This is a genomic window from Xanthomonas sp. NCPPB 2866 (assembly GCF_041475745.2).
GTDB classification, from domain to species: Bacteria; Pseudomonadota; Gammaproteobacteria; order Xanthomonadales; family Xanthomonadaceae; genus Xanthomonas; species Xanthomonas arboricola.
The window spans coordinates 2,467,355-2,484,240 of record NZ_CM192975.1; the positions used below are offsets into that span (position 1 = coordinate 2,467,355).

General features: G+C 64.1%; 20 protein-coding genes. 17 read left to right on the top strand and 3 right to left on the bottom strand.

Annotation, left to right across the window (positions count from 1 at the left end):
* The first annotated feature begins 213 nt into the window (after positions 1-213).
* From ACCQ04_RS10445 to ACCQ04_RS10460, 4 genes are all read left to right on the top strand, one after another.
* Positions 214-1,005 (top strand): PFL_4669 family integrating conjugative element protein, encoded by a 792-nt coding sequence (locus ACCQ04_RS10445; protein WP_003116836.1) that lies wholly within the window; start codon positions 214-216, stop codon positions 1,003-1,005.
* Positions 1,002-1,529 carry a DUF3158 family protein gene (locus ACCQ04_RS10450; protein ID WP_003098978.1) on the top strand — a complete coding sequence of 176 codons (528 nt, stop codon included), beginning with the start codon at positions 1,002-1,004 and terminating at the stop codon, positions 1,527-1,529. Before ACCQ04_RS10445 ends, ACCQ04_RS10450 begins: the two co-directional genes overlap by 4 nt.
* 73 nt (positions 1,530-1,602) lie before the next feature.
* Complete coding sequence (locus ACCQ04_RS10455; protein ID WP_003098976.1) at positions 1,603-2,043, top strand: single-stranded DNA-binding protein; 441 nt, start codon at positions 1,603-1,605, stop codon at positions 2,041-2,043.
* A 283-nt stretch (positions 2,044-2,326) separates the two neighbouring features.
* On the top strand, positions 2,327-4,357 hold the full coding sequence (locus ACCQ04_RS10460; protein ID WP_003116834.1) for a DNA topoisomerase III: 2,031 nt from the start codon (positions 2,327-2,329) through the stop codon (positions 4,355-4,357).
* Positions 4,358-5,080: 723 nt separating this feature from the next.
* Here ACCQ04_RS10460 and ACCQ04_RS10465 read toward each other — a convergent pair.
* Positions 5,081-5,716: a cation efflux transmembrane domain-containing protein gene (locus ACCQ04_RS10465; RefSeq protein ID WP_003098972.1), complete on the bottom strand. Its 636-nt coding sequence runs from the start codon at positions 5,714-5,716 to the stop codon at positions 5,081-5,083.
* 384 nt (positions 5,717-6,100) lie between these two features.
* On the opposite strand from ACCQ04_RS10465, the gene ACCQ04_RS10470 reads away from it, so the two are divergent.
* Together ACCQ04_RS10470 and ACCQ04_RS10475 are read left to right on the top strand one after the other, a co-directional pair.
* A complete protein-coding gene (locus ACCQ04_RS10470; RefSeq protein WP_003098970.1) occupies positions 6,101-6,337 on the top strand; it encodes a sterol desaturase family protein in 237 nt (78 codons plus the stop codon).
* Positions 6,338-6,361: 24 nt separating this feature from the next.
* A complete protein-coding gene (locus ACCQ04_RS10475) occupies positions 6,362-6,724 on the top strand; it encodes a DUF3703 domain-containing protein (RefSeq protein ID WP_196495817.1) in 363 nt (120 codons plus the stop codon).
* A gap of 67 nt (positions 6,725-6,791) precedes the next feature.
* Here the strand turns inward: ACCQ04_RS10475 and cadR are convergent, their stop codons facing one another.
* Complete coding sequence (gene cadR / locus ACCQ04_RS10480; protein WP_003098965.1) at positions 6,792-7,190, bottom strand: Cd(II)/Pb(II)-responsive transcriptional regulator; 399 nt, start codon at positions 7,188-7,190, stop codon at positions 6,792-6,794.
* A 91-nt stretch (positions 7,191-7,281) separates the two neighbouring features.
* Here cadR and ACCQ04_RS10485 point away from each other — a divergent pair, with 91 nt between their 5' ends.
* The 9 genes from ACCQ04_RS10485 to ACCQ04_RS10525 all read left to right on the top strand — a co-directional run bounded on the left by ACCQ04_RS10485 (position 7,282) and on the right by ACCQ04_RS10525 (position 15,489).
* Positions 7,282-10,194, top strand: coding sequence for a heavy metal translocating P-type ATPase (locus tag ACCQ04_RS10485; RefSeq protein ID WP_003098961.1), 2,913 nt, complete (start codon positions 7,282-7,284; stop codon positions 10,192-10,194).
* A 3-nt stretch (positions 10,195-10,197) separates the two neighbouring features.
* Positions 10,198-10,698 carry a signal peptidase II gene (gene lspA, locus ACCQ04_RS10490; protein WP_003098955.1) on the top strand — a complete coding sequence of 167 codons (501 nt, stop codon included), beginning with the start codon at positions 10,198-10,200 and terminating at the stop codon, positions 10,696-10,698.
* A gap of 336 nt (positions 10,699-11,034) precedes the next feature.
* Positions 11,035-11,346: a hypothetical protein gene (locus ACCQ04_RS10495; protein WP_003108988.1), complete on the top strand. Its 312-nt coding sequence runs from the start codon at positions 11,035-11,037 to the stop codon at positions 11,344-11,346.
* A gap of 337 nt (positions 11,347-11,683) precedes the next feature.
* Positions 11,684-11,896 (top strand): hypothetical protein, encoded by a 213-nt coding sequence (locus tag ACCQ04_RS10500; RefSeq protein WP_003116833.1) that lies wholly within the window; start codon positions 11,684-11,686, stop codon positions 11,894-11,896.
* Positions 11,897-11,917: 21 nt separating this feature from the next.
* Positions 11,918-12,310 carry a hypothetical protein gene (locus ACCQ04_RS10505; RefSeq protein ID WP_003116832.1) on the top strand — a complete coding sequence of 131 codons (393 nt, stop codon included), beginning with the start codon at positions 11,918-11,920 and terminating at the stop codon, positions 12,308-12,310.
* 182 nt (positions 12,311-12,492) lie between these two features.
* Entirely contained in the window at positions 12,493-13,179 is a 687-nt protein-coding gene (locus ACCQ04_RS10510; RefSeq protein WP_003116830.1) for a hypothetical protein, read from the top strand.
* An 83-nt stretch (positions 13,180-13,262) separates the two neighbouring features.
* The gene (locus tag ACCQ04_RS10515) at positions 13,263-14,000 is read left to right on the top strand and encodes a DUF5983 family protein (protein WP_033962840.1); all 738 of its coding nucleotides are present in this window, start codon (positions 13,263-13,265) and stop codon (positions 13,998-14,000) included.
* Between the two features lie 97 nt (positions 14,001-14,097).
* The gene (locus ACCQ04_RS10520; protein WP_003116828.1) at positions 14,098-14,376 is read left to right on the top strand and encodes a hypothetical protein; all 279 of its coding nucleotides are present in this window, start codon (positions 14,098-14,100) and stop codon (positions 14,374-14,376) included.
* Positions 14,377-14,664: 288 nt separating this feature from the next.
* The gene (locus ACCQ04_RS10525; protein WP_003098941.1) at positions 14,665-15,489 is read left to right on the top strand and encodes a hypothetical protein; all 825 of its coding nucleotides are present in this window, start codon (positions 14,665-14,667) and stop codon (positions 15,487-15,489) included.
* A gap of 261 nt (positions 15,490-15,750) precedes the next feature.
* Here the strand turns inward: ACCQ04_RS10525 and merR are convergent, their stop codons facing one another.
* Positions 15,751-16,158, bottom strand: a complete 408-nt coding sequence (gene merR, locus ACCQ04_RS10530; protein WP_003098939.1) for a mercury resistance transcriptional regulator MerR — start codon at positions 16,156-16,158, stop codon at positions 15,751-15,753.
* Between the two features lie 71 nt (positions 16,159-16,229).
* On the opposite strand from merR, the gene merT reads away from it, so the two are divergent.
* Together merT and merP are read left to right on the top strand one after the other, a co-directional pair.
* Entirely contained in the window at positions 16,230-16,580 is a 351-nt protein-coding gene (merT, locus tag ACCQ04_RS10535) for a mercuric ion transporter MerT (protein WP_003116827.1), read from the top strand.
* 12 nt (positions 16,581-16,592) lie between these two features.
* Positions 16,593-16,880, top strand: a complete 288-nt coding sequence (gene merP, locus ACCQ04_RS10540; protein ID WP_003116826.1) for a mercury resistance system periplasmic binding protein MerP — start codon at positions 16,593-16,595, stop codon at positions 16,878-16,880.
* Positions 16,881-16,886: the final 6 nt, after the last annotated feature.

The window sequence follows — 16,886 nt, forward strand, 5'->3', positions numbered from 1 at the left end:
GCGCGACGTGCGGTGCAGCACGCATACCGTCAACAACCGAGGACGGGAACGCCGATGTGAGTGCCCATCTGCGGAGCGGTCCCCAGGGGACCGTTGCGCGCTGCGCCGCCAGCGCGCACAGAACCGGGGGTCGGCTCATTTCGGTTTGTTGACTGACTGCCTTCCGCTGCATGCGGATGCTGGCGGCTCCCTGTCCACCAGCGAGCGATCACCATGGCAACCAGCAACGAACCATTGCAACTCAACCTCGGCTCCCTGCGCAGCGCGATGTCGCTGACGCTGCACACCCACCACGCCTCGCGCATCTGGCATGGCCGCGCCGCCGCCGAGGGGCGACCCGGCATCGTCGGCCTGAACGGCTACATCGCCGTGATGAACAAGATGAAGCGCGGCTCGGAGCAGGACGACCCGTACAGCGACTGGTGGATGTTGCGCATCGAGGAAAAGCTCGACCAGACCAGGACCACGTTGCAATCGCTGCGCGAGCAGGTTGACCAGGCACTGGCCGGCGTGCCTGCGGCGTTGAGCCTGGGTGAGAACCTCAACGTGCAGCCGGTGAAGCTCCCCTTGTTCGTGAACGCGCAGCTCGGCTTTGCCGCCGTCTATCTGCTGGCCGACTACGACGACATCGCCCGCAAGCTGATCCTCGCCCACCACACCGCGCTGATCGATCGCTCGACGTTGGAGCGCTGGCTCAACGAAGGTGCCCACGCGCTGCGCAGCCTGTTCAGCCTGGCCCAGCAATACCGCTACTCGGGCTGCACCCGCGACGACTTCGCGGCCAAGAACGCCGCAGCTCGGGCAGCATTGGAGAAGTTCGGCGAACTGCCGCAGGACGTGCTCGAAGGCATGCGCCGCTCGAAGTTTGCGCCGCCCGTCGTGCGCCGTGGTCTGCAACAGCGTGGTGATAGCGCTGCCGCAGCCGCATCTCCCACCGACGAAGGCGCTGCCGCCGATTCGGCCGAGGCCAAGTCCACAGCCGCCGGCGAGGACGAACCGGCATGAGCGACCCGAACCGCGAACCGCGCTACTTCCGTCGTCTGGAACAGCCAGCCTTCATGCGGCTGGAACACGCGGCCTCTCTAAAAGGCCTTTTAAAGCCTTTTAAAGGTAAAGGGGACTTCGAGGCCTGGGCCAGCCAGTGCTTCGCCATGCGCGACGAGTTGATTGCCCTGGCGCAGCGACAGGTGCTGCCACAGGCGTGCGGGCATCCCTTCCACCTGCTTCCCGTCGAGCTGGCCCAGCAGACCACTGGCGCAGGCACGACCTTTCTTCGCTGGCGCAAGCACGATCGATCGGCCATGGGCGTGGCGTTGTGGCAGGAGCTGATGGCGAGCCCCAGCACGCCGGTCAACCTGCTGCACGACCTGCACGAGATCGAACTGCAGCGCGTCATGCTGAACATGCAGATCAGCCTGCTGCACACCCTGGGCAGGCAAGCACAGGAATGCGCCAGCAAGGCCGCGCAGGCGGACAACACCTACCTGCGCCGGCTCGCGTCCGTTCCTGCCGCAGTGCGCGATCGGTGATTGCGCCTGCCATCCGAGCACGCGCCCGAGCCCAACGAGGCACGGGTATTTCAACCACCACGGAGATTCCAACATGAGCACACAATTCATCGGCGAGGGCAACATCGGATCGCCTCCCGAGTACCGCGAATTCCCCAATGGCAACGACGATCCTCGCCGGTTGCTCCGGCTGAACGTGTACTTCGACAACCCCGTCCCCACCAAGGGCGGCGAGTTCGAGGACCGCGGCGGCTTCTGGGCGCCGGTGGAACTCTGGCACCACGACGCCGACCGCTGGCAGCAGCTCTACCAGAAGGGCATGCGGGTGCTGGTCGTCGGCCGCATGGAGCGCGACCCCTGGACGGACAACGAAGATCAGCCGCGTGAGACTTGGCAGGTCAACGCGCGCAGTGTCGGCATCCTGCCGTACCGCATCGAGTCTGTGGCCCTCAGCCCGAAGCCACAGGAGGCAGAGCCGAAGCCCCAGGCCACCCAGGAATCGACGGCGCCGAAAGAGACCAAGCGCAGGAAGTGATCGGGCATGGAGGGCGGCTGCCGCAGTGCTTCGCCGCCCTCCATGCGCTGCGAATTATCCCCAGGGGATAGCTCCACCAACGTCCACCGAGTTCCACGCGCGCTCCCGGAAATCGCGGCTCTCGGCCCGCACACTTCCGGCCACGCACCTTCCCCGCACTCGCCATTTCATCGGCGTGAAAGCGGTCGCTGCCGCATGCGGCTTGTTTGCTGCTGCCAGGGGCTGCGCTCGGCATCCTCGATCCCAGCAACTCCATGAACAACAGGAATCGGGATGGACGGATATGCGGCTGTTCTTGTGCGAGAAGCCCTCCCAGGGCAAAGACATTGGCCGGATTCTCGGCGCCACGCAGCGCGGTGAAGGCTGCCTCAACGGTTCCGGCGTCACGGTCACCTGGTGCATCGGCCATCTCGTGGAGGCGGCGCCGCCCGAGGCCTACGACGAGCAGCTCAAACGATGGTCCGTTGAGCAGTTGCCCATCATTCCCCAGCACTGGCGGGTCGAGGTCAAACCGAAGACCGCCACGCAATTCAAGGTCGTCAAGGCGCTCTTGGCGAAGGCGACTCACCTGGTTATCGCCACCGATGCCGACCGCGAGGGCGAATTGATCGCCCGCGAGATCGTGGAGCTTTGCGGCTACCGCGGCCCCATCGAACGCCTGTGGCTGTCGGCGCTCAACGATGCGTCCATTCGGGCGGCACTGGGCAAGCTGCGGCCTTCGGCCGAGACGCTTTCGATGTACCACTCGGCGCTGGCGCGCTCCCGTGCGGATTGGCTCGTGGGCATGAACCTGAGCCGGCTGTTCACGGTGCTGGGGCGACAGGCGGGTTACGACGGCGTGCTGTCGGTCGGCCGCGTACAGACCCCGACGCTCAAGCTCGTTGTGGACCGCGACCGCGAGATCGCGCGCTTCGTGTCCGTACCATACTGGGCCATCGCCGTGTCCCTGTTCGCAGGCGGTTCGACTTTCGCCGCGCAATGGGTTCCACCCGATGCGTGCACCGACGACGCAGGCCGCTGCCTGCGGCAGCCGGTCGCACAGCAGACCATGCAGCAGATCCGCGCTGCGGGCAGTGCCCACGTCGTGTCGGTGGAGACTGAGCGTGTCCGCGAAGGCCCGCCGCTGCCGTTCGACCTGGGCACCTTGCAGGAAGTGTGTTCCAAGCAGCTTGGGCTGGACGTGCAGGAAACCTTGGAGATTGCCCAAGCCCTGTACGAGACGCACAAGGCCACGACGTACCCCCGCTCGGACTCCGGCTACCTGCCCGAGAGCATGTTTGCCGAAGTGCCCACCGTTCTCGACAGCCTGCTCAAGACCGATCCCTCGCTGCGCTCGATCATGGGCCAGCTCGACCGCTCGCAGCGCTCGCGCGCCTGGAACGATGGCAAGGTCACGGCGCACCACGGCATCATCCCGACGCTCGAACCGGCGAAGCTCTCCGCCATGAGCGAGAAGGAACTGGCCGTGTACAGGCTCATCCGGTCGCATTACCTGGCGCAGTTCCTCCCTCACCACGAGTTCGACCGCACTGTGGCCAAGTTTTCGTGCGGGGGGCAGAACCTGGCGGCCACGGGCAAGCAGGTTGTCATCCCGGGTTGGCGCCAGGTGCTCGCCGAGCCGCAGGCCGAAGACGGTGATGGCGAGGGCGATACTGCGGTCCGCGCCCAGGTGCTGCCCGCGCTGCCGAAACTGTATGAGGGCCTGGCATGCCAGGTGGCCGACGTCGATCTCAAGGCACTCAAGACGCTGCCGCCCAAACCGTACACGCAAGGCGAGTTGGTCAAGTCCATGAAAGGCGTCGCCAAGCTGGTGTCCGATCCCCGCCTGAAGCAGAAGCTCAAGGATACGGTTGGCATCGGCACCGAAGCGACGCGGGCCAACATCATCGGCGGCCTGATCGCTCGCGGCTACCTCGTGAAGAAGGGGCGCGCCATCCGCGCCTCGGATGCGGCTTTCACTTTGATCGATGCCGTGCCTGCGGCGATTGCCGACCCTGGCACCACCGCCGTCTGGGAACAGGCGCTCGACATGATCGAGGCCGGACAGCTCACCCTGGACGTGTTCATCGGCAAGCAGGCCGCGTGGATTTCGCAGTTGATTGCGCAGTACGGCAGCGCCTCCCTGTCCATCAAGGTTCCCCAAGGGCCGGCATGCCCGCAGTGCGGCGCACCCACGCGCCAGCGCAGCGGCAAGAGCGGCCCGTTCTGGTCGTGCAGCCGCTACCCGGACTGCAAAGGCACGCTGCCAGTCGAATCCGGCAGCTCCAAGCGCGGCGCCTCGCGCCCGCGCCGTAGCGGCCGCAAAGGCTCCTGACCGCCCCCGTTCCCCGTGAGCCGTGCCCGCCTTCGGCGGCGTGGCCCCTGTCCCGCACTCCGCCGCATGCCCTGCGGGACGCCCAGCGCGCAACGCCTTCTTGATCCGTGTGCGCGTCCCGCCCAGCCGTCCCCGGCCGCGGGACCTGAAGGTAGCTTCTCTGCGAGCCGCACCACGCGCGTTCTGTTGATCTGCGTTTCTTCCGCCCTCTGCGAAGGGTCTCCCGGTGGCTTGCCAGGCTGCACGAGCCACCGGGAGACCCTTCGTGGTCAGCGGTAATCGGTGCCGGTGCCCGCCGGTGCAAAAACGGGCTCCCTTTGTGCGCGGATGTGCGCCAGACGATGCCGGCCCCAGCCACGACATGGGCCGGGTGTGATTGCTTGATGAGCAGACGGTTCTAGCGACGACCGGGCCTGCCAATCAGCCCACGGGTGGTTCCTCTTTTCTCCCGAGCCGAAGGCCGTTGGGCCTTCGGCGCCATTCTCCTGCCCATCAACGTCCCGGCCCGGCCATTGGCCTGGGCCACACGAACAGGAGAGACGACATGCACCCTCAACCTTGCGCACCGCTGCTGTACGGCAGACGGAGGTCGAGAACGGCATGCCCGCCTATCGCGCGGCCATCGCCAATGGTACGCTCGGCTGCAGCCGAGGCCGTAGCCCAAAGGCTGGACTACCTCTTTTGCAGAGGTAAACCTCGGGATGAACTGGGCGAAAACATGCCTTATGTGCCCGCCTTACGGCGAGCTGTTTCCGATGCTTCGCGCAGGATTTCCCGCCCCCCATTCGCTGCGATTGCGGCCACGATGACGCCCAGCACCAGATCCGGGATGTTCGACCCGAACCCCATCACCAGCACCCCGGACAGCACAATCGCACCATTGACGATGGAGTCGTTGCTGGTAAAGATCGCTGACGCCTTGAAGTTCACATCTTCCCCGCGATGGCGGCGCAGTAGTCTGAGGCACACTAGGTTCAAAGCCGCGTTCAGCGCGGCCATGGCCATCATGGCTGGGCCGACAGGCTCTTCCCCTCCAGCGAAGCGGCGTAGGACTTCCAACAGCAGCAGCGCGGCCAGGCCGATTAGCAAGAAACCCGACAAGCGGGCCGCGCCCACCTTGACCGTTGCCGCACGACCGACGGCATACAGGCTAACCGCATAGACCGACGCATCGGCGAGGTTGTCCAACCCGGCGCCCATCAGCGCCGTAGAGCCAGCCCAGATGCCAAGGGCAATGCCGGCGGCGGACTGCGTCAGGTTGATCAGCAACACAGTCAGAAGAATCTTTCGGTCCTTCGCATCGCTCGCATCTAGGCGGCCCAACTCGTCGTTTTCGTGATTTCTGTGGTTTTCAGCCATGCATTGTTCCTTCCAAATCGATGGATGCTGAAGCCTGTAGCGGCTGGAGAGTCAAGGCGCAGATGCAACGAACTTGCCACAGGGTCTTCCCGGACGCCCTTGACTCTACCGTAGCTAGAAGGTTTTCCAATCCAGTCAGAGCTTTAGGACAGAACAGATGAGCACCAATGCGCCCCCTTCATTGCGACTGTCATCCGGTATGGCTGCTATCCACTGATCCGTGGCGCCACTGCGGTTGTGCTCTTCGGCGAGCTCGCGACCGGCCGGCCGTCTTTTCCGACGGAGCTACTCACAGTGATCGTCGCGCTCGCTTGTGCCGCCTTGCTAGAGGGCGGGCGGCCTTTCCACTCCCCGTTGAGCCAGTAGCGGCGTTCCAAGCTGTGGTTGGCCGTCGGCGCATGGCTCGGCTTCTTGGTCGTGCATCTGGCCTTCCAGCACTCCAATCTGGGATACCGGGTCGGGCCGTTGGGATTGTTGATCGGGGTGGCTGAAGCCCATCGCTGGCATCACAAGCGTGAGCACGAAGACGCCCAAGTCAACTACGGCGATTTCTGGATGCCCGGGGGCCACTTGTTCAGCGCTTTCCGGTCGCAAAAGCACACGCTGGGCGCCAAAGAGTGACACTCAAGAAAGATGGACTTTCCAATGGACTACGGCCCGCAGCTTGTCTATCCCTTCCGGAGCCGGCCAGCAGCGGCAAACGCTTGCGCTGCTGGCTATACGATCTTGCCCACGTCGCATTCTTGCGCGAGTCGGGCCTTGCGGCTTCTTGCGAAGCGATCGCGAGTTGCGTGGCGTGCCCATGAGTCGGGCCGCGTCGTGGCGCACTGCTACCTTGGCCTGCACCTGCACCTGCGCAGCCACGCCGCGATGCTCGGTCTGGCCTGGAGAACCCGTAAGGTGGCGGAGATTGCGGCGCGCAGGTCGTCCGGCTCGCGCTGGCTCCTGTGGGCCACGCCCTCGGTCGCACGCCGTCTCAAAACGTCAGAATCGCGCGCTTTCGCATGATGGAGCGCGGCACGTGGCTCTCAGAACTGGACCCGATCACTTCCAGCACCGATGACACGCTCGAGCTTCAGGCGGGCTCGGCCAAGCTGTTGAGAATGCCGCACTCGCGCGAGGTTCGGGCGCTATCGCAGGAGCGTCGCAGATCCATTAACTCGCGCTCCAAGGCGCGCAATTCCTTCATCTTGGTCCGCACTTGCGCGATATGAGCGTCGACCAGCGCGTTCACCTCGCCGCAGCCCAACTCTGGCCGATCCCGTAAGTTCAGCAGTTGACGGATCTCATCCAGCGTCATGTCCTTCGCCCGGCAGCGGCGGATGAACAGCAAGCGCTGCAAATGGACTTCGTCATAGAGCCTGAAGTTGCCCTCGCTACGTGCAGGCTCGGGCAGCAAGCCTTCTGACTCGTAAAAGCGCACGGTCTGCACCAAGCAATCTGCCTTCTTGCCCAGTTCACCGATCCGCATCATGGTTGCTTCCTATAAAAAACTTGACTCTATATCTACTAGAGGTTTTCTAATGATGGCATCCGGGGAAAACCTTGTCAATGAAGAGCGATCTATGAACAAAGAACCTTCCAGCCCATGCGCCTGCTCCGGCGGCAATGGCCAACAGACGGCGTGCGCCAGTGAGCAGGCCAGCACTGAAACCACCGTTTTCCACGTGAGCAACATGGATTGCCGCAATGAGGAAGCACTGGTGCGGCGAACGCTGGAGGGCATGCCCGGTGTCGAGCGGCTCCTGTTCGATCTTCCGCAGCGTTTGTTGACCATTTCGCACCGCGAAGTCTCGGCCGATGCCTTGGAGCAAGCGCTGAATTCGGTGGGCATGAAGGCTCAGGCTGTCCGAGACGCCGCCGTGTCGACCACCTACCGCATCGAGAACATGGACTGCCCGAGCGAGGAGAAACTCATCCGCTCGCACCTCGGGGCAGTCGAGGGAATTCAGGACCTCGACTTCGACCTCGCTGAGCGCACCCTGTCGGTGAAACACCTCGCTCAGGCACGCGCGCAGATGGAGCAGGTCCTGGCCTCGATCGGCATGCGCGCCAAGGAGCAGACCTTCGGCCACACGGGGCCGATCGAAGCCGCGGCTGTGATCCCATCCTCGGCCCTGCAGCAGCAACCAACCGCTGCCGTTTCCGCGCCGCCGATCGGCGAGCGGGTGACGTACCGGATCGAGAACATGGATTGCCCGACGGAAGAAGCGCTGATCCGCGACCGGCTGGGCAAGCTGCCGGGTGTGACCGCGCTCGACTTCAATCTGATGCAGCGTGTGCTGGGAGTCCAGCACACGCTGGCGACCTCAGCGCCGATCGAGAAGGCGCTTGCTTCCATTGGAATGCAGGCTGCGCGGCAGGACATGCAGACAGCCACCACGGTACTTCGCATCGCGAAGATGGACTGTCCGACCGAGGAAAGTCTGATCCGCGGCAAGCTGCAAGGCATGCCGGGCGTGCAGGGAATGGATTTCAACCTGATGCAGCGCACGCTCACGGTTCGGCACACACCCGACGCGATCAAGCCGGCAGTCGAAGCCATCGAATCGCTGGGCATGGAAGCCGAGGTCCAGAGGACTGATGAGCCGCGCGATGCCCCGGTGGCCGCGCACAAGACCAATTGGTGGCCGATGGCGGTTTCGGGCGTTGCGGCGGTGGCCGCCGAAGGCGTGTACTGGGTCAACGACGGCAATCATTGGGCCGTGATCGTGCTGGCACTGGTTTCGATCTTCACCGGCGGCCTCAGCACCTACAAGAAGGGCTGGATCGCGCTGAAGAACCTCAACCTGAACATGAACGCCCTGATGGCCATCGCGGTCACCGGCGGCATGGCGATCGGCCACTGGCCGGAGGCCGCCATGGTCATGTTCCTGTTCGCGTTGGCGGAAGTGATCGAGGCGAAGTCGCTGGACCGCGCCCGCAACGCCATTCGGGGGCTGATGGACTTGGCGCCCGAGACCGCGACCGTGCGGCAGGCCGATGGCTCATGGACAGAGCTGCCGGCCAAGGAGGTCGCAAAGGGCGCGGTGGTCCGCGTGCGTCCTGGCGAGCGCATCGCACTGGACGGCCTGATCACCTCGGGTCGATCGGCCATCAACCAGGCGCCCATCACCGGCGAGAGCCTGCCCGTCGAGAAGGCCGAAGGTGACCAGGTCTTCGCCGGAACCATCAATGAGACCGGCTCTTTCGAATACAAGGTGACCGCAGGCGCCAGCGACTCGACGCTCGCGCGCATCATCCATGCCGTGGAGTCCGCGCAGGGCAGCCGTGCGCCCACGCAGCGCTTCGTCGACCAGTTCGCCCGCGTCTACACGCCGGCGGTGTTCGCGGTGTCCGTGCTGGTTGCCGTCGTGCCGCCGCTCGCCTTCGGCGGCGCATGGTTTGACTGGGTCTACAAGGCCCTGGTACTGCTGGTGATCGCCTGCCCCTGCGCTCTGGTCATCTCCACGCCGGTCACCATCGTCAGCGGCTTGGCCGCTGCCGCCCGACGCGGCATCCTGATCAAGGGTGGCGTCTACCTGGAGGGCGGGCGCAAGCTCAAGGCGTTGGCCCTGGACAAGACCGGCACACTCACACATGGCAAGCCCGAGCAGACCGACTTCGTGCCGCTGATCGGCGAGGCGCAGGAAGTTGCCGCCTGGGCCGCAAGCCTCGCGGCACGCTCGGACCATCCTGTGTCTCAGGCCATCGCCCGCAAGGCGAACCGTGACGGCATCGCGCTGCACGAGGTCGACGACTTCGCGGCGCTGCCTGGCCGCGGCGTGCGCGGCCGCGTCGCCGGGCGCATGTTGCACATGGGCAACCACAGGCTCGCCCAGGAGCTGGGCCTGAGCGAAGCGACGCTCCAGGCTCGGCTGGAGACCCTGGAGCGCCAAGGCAAGACAGCGATCCTGCTGATGGACGATGCGACCGTGCTCGGCATTTTTGCAGTGGCCGACACCGTGAAGGAAACCAGCCGTGAGGCGGTGGCCGACCTGCAGGCGCTGGGTGTGCGCACGCTGATGCTGACGGGGGACAACCAGCACACGGCCGCGGCCATCGCTGCCCAGGTCGGAATCTCTGAAGCCCGTGGTGACCAACTGCCCGAAGACAAGCTCAAGACCATCGAAAGCCTGGTCGGCGGCGAGGGCCAGGTGGGCATGGTGGGCGACGGCATCAACGATTCGCCCGCGCTCGCCCGTGCCGACATCGGCTTCGCCATGGGCGCGGCCGGCACCGACACCGCGATCGAAACAGCCGACGTCGCCCTGATGGACGACGACCTGCGCAAGATCCCCGCCTTCATCCGGCTGTCGCGTAGCACTGCGGCGATCCTCACGCAGAACATCGTTCTGGCCCTTGGCATCAAGGCGGTGTTCCTTGCGTTGACGTTCACAGGGCATGCCACCATGTGGATGGCTGTGTTCGCTGACATGGGGGCAAGTCTTTTGGTTGTCGTCAATGGGCTGCGCCTCCTGAAGTTCAAGGCGGCATGAACAATGGATGAACCATCTCTTCGCAAGACGCAGTGGTACTCACTCGCGATCGTTATATTCGCCGGCGATCAGGCAGCTAAGAGCTACATTGACGCGACAACTCCCTTGGGTTGGTCGCACGAGGTGGCGTCATTCTTCAACCTAGTTCACGCTCTCAATCCCGGCGCGGCGTTCAGCTTCCTTGCTGGCGCGGGCGGCTGGCAGCGGTGGTTTTTTCTGGCGATCGCGTTCGCAATATCGGCATGGCTCGCATGGCTGCTCTCCCGGCCGCTGCGCAAAACGGAAGGCCTTTCGTACAGCCTCATTCTGGGCGGCGCATTGGGCAACGCGTTCGACCGCGCCACGCGCGGGCACGTTATCGACTACATCGACTTTCACCTGCACGGCTGGCACTGGCCCGCCTTCAACATCGCTGACATGGCCATCGTGGGCGGGGCGATCGCGCTGGTGGCCCAGTCGTTCATGAGCGTGGAGAACCCGGCCGCCACAAAGGAGTCCCAGTGACATTGGGACGATCCGGAAATTCGCAATGCACACGGTGCAGGACACCAATCTGAAGAGAACGGCCCCCAGCATGAGCGGCCGCGGCTTGGCCCTCATGCTAGCGCCCACCGCCGCTTTTGCTGCAACGCCCTGTTGCGATGGCGGCGATTGCTGCAACGACGTCGCAATGCCTTGCTGTGAATAAACAGCACGCAAGCCAGTTGACCTGGCAATTATGAAAGTCCATCACGGCGATGCTGGCCTTTTTCGTTCCAATGAGCCGTCACGGAGAGGTGATGATGAAGCTATGCCGGGATCCTGCAAGCTTTAGGACGGTCTTCTTTACCGCATAGCGATATGCTGATGTCACCCGTTCGCCTCGCCTGGCAAGTACAAGTAGTTCGTCGCGGTTTTCTGGCCGTGTCCGCCCGCTTCGCTGGCCCTTTTGCCCCAAACAAGCGCAATCATGCCTGCGTTACCACCAAAGTTCGCCCCCGCCAGTTGCTGTTCCTAAAGGGCATCAAGCTCAACGCCATCGCCGACCGGCCAGCGTATTTCGCATCGCTGCGTGCCCGTCGGGGCCAGCCCATCGTCATCCTCGCAGAGCTGGGACCGGACGAGGCATTCGCCCTGTGGAAGCAGCATGTACTGGGCGACAGGCCTCGCTGACCCAGTTTCGCCTCATCCTCCTGACAGCCCCGCACTTATTGCGGGGCTTTCTTTTTTCCGCGTTCGCCAATCGGGGCTGTTGCAAATGCCGATTTCCGGCTGACGCGGCTCGCCTCGCGCATGAAGCTGCCCGCATGTGTCGCTGATTCGTCAGCACCATGCCAGCAGCCAGAGTTTCCAGGCTGCCGCGGATTCTTTCCGCGCTACCCGCCAGTCCGCCATCGCATCGAGTCTGCGGACGCGCGTCACCCGTGACGCCGATGCTTTTTTCTCAACCGCGTGCGGGAGCTGCCATCCCGTGAGGGACGAGGCCCCGCTTTTTCCAAGGAGCCCGTCCATGTCCCAGCAAGCCTCTTTCGGCCAGTTGGCCTTGATCCATTGCGGCAAGTTCCTGCCGCTCGAAATCCTGCATAGCGCCGCCGGCCACTACATCGGCACGCGCGATACAGAAGGTCCCGTTTCGCGGGAATCCTGCCAGTACTTCCGCAGCTATGCCGCGGCTCAACGTGCCCTCGAAAGAGGCGGCTGGTCCCAGCTCGCCACACCCTGATCCAACTGGAGGAACCACGTCATGAACCAGCTTTTGCCCCAGGAAGTCGTCGATCAGATCATGCGGGAAGAGCAGCATTTCGCCGCCGCGCCCCAAGCCTTCTTCGAGGTCTGGAAGCGCGGCGTCGAGATCGCAGGCCCGCAATGGTTTGGCGACGGCACGCGCGAAGGCCTGAACCAGGCAAAGAGCAAGTGGGATCTGCGTCCCGACATGCTGCGTGCCAACGACGCACTCGGCGTCCTGAGCAGCGGGGAACGCATGTTCCTGTCCGCCATGTTCAGCTTCTACAACGCGCGCGAGGGCGGTGCCATGCTCAAGCGCTGCCACTTCCAAGGACTGTCGGACTTCGATGGTCTCGATCTGCAACGTCGCCAGGTGATCGCCGACCTGCTGCTGAACTACAGCGGTTGGTGAGCCGGTCCCTGGCACACCTTCATCACTGCGTTCACGGGACCCCATGAGGGACATGCGCCTCGTTCGAGGCCATGTCCCTCGCGTTTTCTCCCCGCCCAGCGCCATCCGGCATCAGGCGGTTTCCCCTGCGGATGCCATCGTCCGCAAGGGCTGGCTCCGTTCATTCATCGAAAGGAGCCTTCATGGCCAACAACTACTACGAAGCCACCGGCGTTCTCGTGCTCGACCGTGTGACGCCCGTCATCCAGGCGCTGTTCGGCGCCTTCGCGCTGGACGAGAGCCACCCCGGCAACGGGCAGGCCTACATCGCCCAGATCGCCGAGACCACCAATCCGCAATGGCCGGACGTGCTCGATGGCCTGGAAGACCTGGCCACGCAACTCGGTATTCCGATGCCGGACGACGAAGGGCTGTCGATCCCGCCGCTGCTCGAACTGCTCGCCGTGCACTTCCGTGCCGATGAGGACGAAGAGCTGGGGAACTTGATCGACCGTCATTCGTTCGAGGACACCGCCGATCTCGACGCATTGTTTCTGATCGCCACCCGGTTCGATGACGGGCACCACCTGACCGCCATCCAGTTCGAGGGCTGCTGGTACTGCAGCAAGCCGCGGCTGTTCGAGTTCGGCGGCAACGGCTGCTACCTGAGCCGCGAGGTCCGCTTCATCAGCTCCTCCTCCCAGGCCCTCCAGCTCGGCGACCAATTGCGCAAGACCATTGTGGCCGCCGACATCGAAGAGGCTTCGGCCCTGATCGCGCTGGAGACCATCAATCTGCTGGCGGGCGTCAGCGACGAGCCATTCCGCATGAATTTGCGCCGGCGCGTCGCCGAGCGATTGGCCCAAACGCCAACGATCAGCGTCACCTGACGCTGTTTCCTTTCTTTCCACCCACCGGGGTCAATTCCCGGTGGCGGGGATTTGCTCCATCATTATTCTGTTGGAGAAATCCCATGTCCCAGAATCCCAATCCCTTTCTACGCGGCTACTGGAATCTGAAAATCGTCCGCACGCTGTCCATCAGCTACGAGGACGGAAGCCCGCATGTTTGGCGAAACATCCACCCGAGCCAGCAGCACCTCTGCGACGCGGCGCTGGTTTCTTCTCCTTGCATCATCACCAGCGACTTCGCGGTGGTCAGGACTGGCACCGAACCTGTCGGCGCCGCACTGATCGCCGAATGCGACGCGGCTGAAGGGGGCAGCGGCGAAGGCATGGTGGGTGCCGTGGTGTACGCGATCCACGGCGACGACTTCGACGGCCGCCCCGTCCACATTGGCGACACCTATTCGGCCGAGGCCGCACGGGAAGTCGTGCAGCGGTTGAGCTTCGAGACCGGCTACTACAGCCGGTGCTGGGAAATCAGCAGCGCGCACATCAGCCGCGAAACCGGCCAGTACCTGGCCAACCTGGCTGACCTCGCGACGCCGGAGGCCTTTTTGTTCATCGCGTTCCGGATTCCCTACAGCCCGGCGATCGGCGTCAAGCTGATCTCCACGCCCTGGACGGACCAGCACCTGCAGGACGTCGAGGGGATCGCCGCCGAGCAGCTTCGGCAGGAGCACCGCAGCAAGGGCATGCCGGACGAGCTGGCACAGATCCTTGGACTGGCCGGCCAGGCCGACGTGCGCATCCTCATCCTCGATGCCGACGCACCCGTGTTGCCGGGCCTATCGCTGGCCGGCGAATAGCTGCCACACACATCCCCGGCCTTCCTTGTCCTCACCGCATGCCGGCCCGGTCTCCCGCCAGAGAGCCGGGCCGGCGCACTTTCACAGGAGCGATCCCATGTTCCCCGACCTCATCACACCCGCATCCGACTTCGAGCACCAACTCGGAGCCTGCGTCAACGCCATGAGCCAGGAAGATGCCATCGGCCAGATCCTGGTATTCGAGCGCATGAGCGGCACGCTGCACATGCGCCATATCGCCAGCGCCGACCTGGTGGACACCGACGTGGACGACTACGAAATGGTCGTCTTCGACGGTGGCAACACAAGCGGCGACACGTGGAAACACGTGTTCTTTCCGCGTCAGCGCGAGCACTACTTCGTGTACCAAGCCTGATTCCTCCAGCCCCTTTCGAGGGGCTTTTTCTTGCCCGCAGCACAGGAAAACGGTTGTGGTGCGGTGCCGTTTCCTGCGGGCAGGCAGACCGCCCCAGGGCCATGCTTGCCCCATGTTCGTCGGCGTTGCCGGCACATGCCCAGGCAGTCGAGACCTTCGAGGCTGCAAGCGCGGGAAACCGTGCTGGTCGTTTCTTCCTACGGACCTACCGCGTCCATCCACGCCACCCACAAGGGACCTCTCCCTTGCGGGCGGGGAATCCCTTGTTTTTCCTCAAGGAGTTTCCCCATGGATCGTTCCCTCATCAAATCCATGATGCCTTCGCTGGTCGCAGGCCATGTGCCCCGCAACGTGCGGTCGTTCAAGTACCGCGTGTTCGATGATCAGCCGCTGTCCTCAACGCTGGGCTTCGCCATCGACCCCCAACCCTTCGACGGCAAGGTGGTCGCCGCGACCGACGATGCCATCGTCGTCAAGCTCAAGCCTTCCGAGTTCGCGGTGCTCGATCCCAGCCTGGTGACCACGGTTCCTGCCGAAGGCGCCAAGGTGCATGTCCAACCCTATGCCCGTCGTCGCTTCGACGGACTGCGCGCGGACACGCCGGAGGTCATCACCGAGGAGACTTCGGACGGCACGCCGTACACCATCACGAGGCACATCCTCGGCTCGGCGCCGGCCAAGCTGCCCATTCCCACGCCGCAGTGCATGGAGTTGGGCCAGCTCATCGAGCAGTTGGAGGAGATGCCGGCCCCCGATCGCTTCCGGCGCATCACCCACATGCTGGTGGATGCCGGTGCCCGCGACTTCACCTGGGTCGATCCCACGCCCTCCAAGATCATCGAGACCCCGCCGGCGATCAGCTTCACGGTCTCGACCGCGAAGTTCGAGGGCCGGGTGACGATCCTCTACGACCGCGGCGGAGACACCTACGTGGTGGAACTGCACCGTCAGAACGGTGAATCGGTCGAACTGGTCGATCGGCACGACGAGGTGTATTTCGACATGCTCGGCGAAGTGCTGGAGAGGCTCATCGACGACGGGCGCTGGCGCCAGATCGACGTGAGCATCCTCGACGCGAAAGCGGCCCGCAAGCGCCAGGCCGTCCCGGCATGACGCCCCGCAGCGAAACCGGGCGGTCCTGCGGCTGACCCGAGGCATCCGCCACGGCGTTCCAGCCGTTCCGGCCGCGTGCACTACAGGCCCTTCATCCCATCGGATGGAGGCCTTTCTCATTCTTCCACACAGGAGATTTCATCCATGTCACTGCGATTCAAAGGCGCTGACCTGCGCCCCGTGCTGACCGAAGCCATCGCCAATCAGGGGTCGTCTCAGAAAACGGAAAAAAATCGTACGCTAAGAGCCGAAGTGGGCCCTTTAGCAGCAATGCAAAGCTGCGATCAACGGGCAGGAAACATTGCCATGGTGCGCGTTGCACTCTCTCACTAGCGTCGACAGGGCCTCTTCCATCCGCGTGAGGTCCGCCATGCGTGCGCGCACATCGGCCAGCCGGTGAGCAGCCAGTTCGGCCGCCTCGCTGCAATGGGTGCCGTCCTCCAGTTTCAGGAGCTGGCCGACTTCATCCAGGCTGAATCCCAGGCGCTGGGCTGACTTCACGAACTTCACCCGCGCCACGTCCGCCTGCCCGTAGCGGCGGATGCGACCGTAGGGCCGCTCCGGCTGGGGTAGCAAGCCCTTGAGCTGATAGAAGCGGATCGTCTCCACGTTGACCCGGGCTGCCTTGGCGAAGGCCCCGATGGTCAGATTCTCTTGAGCGTTCTCCATGGCGCTTGACTCCGTAGTTGACTACGGAAGTAACGTTACAGCATCAAGCGAAGTCCCGGAAGGAGAACCTTATGTCGGAACCCAAGAACGGCTGCGGCGCACTGGCGACCGGCGGCGTCGCGGCCGTCCTCGCCTCGGCCTGCTGCCTCGGCCCCCTTGTCCTGGTCGCGCTCGGCTTCTCTGGCGCGTGGATCGGCAACCTGACCGTGCTGGAGCCGTATCGGCCGATCTTCATCGGCGCAGCGCTCATCGCGCTGTTCTTCGCCTGGCGCAGCATCTTCCGACCAGCCCATGCCTGCAAGCCCGGCGACGTTTGCGCCGTGCCCCAAGTGCGGACTGCCTACAAGGTGATCTTCTGGATCGTGGCCGCCCTGGTTCTGGTTGCCCTCGCGTTTCCCTACGTCCTGCCGCTGTTCTACTGAAAGGAGATCACCATGAAGAAACTCACCACCCTCACCACCCTCATCGCCCTGGCCGCCGCTCTAAGCGCGCCCGCCTGGGCTGCCACCAAGACCGTCACCCTGTCGGTGCCCGGCATGACCTGCGCCGCGTGCCCGATCACGGTCAAGACGGCTCTGTCCAAGGTCGCCGGCGTCGAGAAGGCCGAAGTCAGCTTCGAGAAGCGGGAGGCCGTCGTCACCTTCGACGAGGCCAAGACCAATGCCGACGCCTTGACCAAGGCCACCGCAAACGCGGGTTACCCGTCCAGCGTCAAGCAGTGAGGGCGT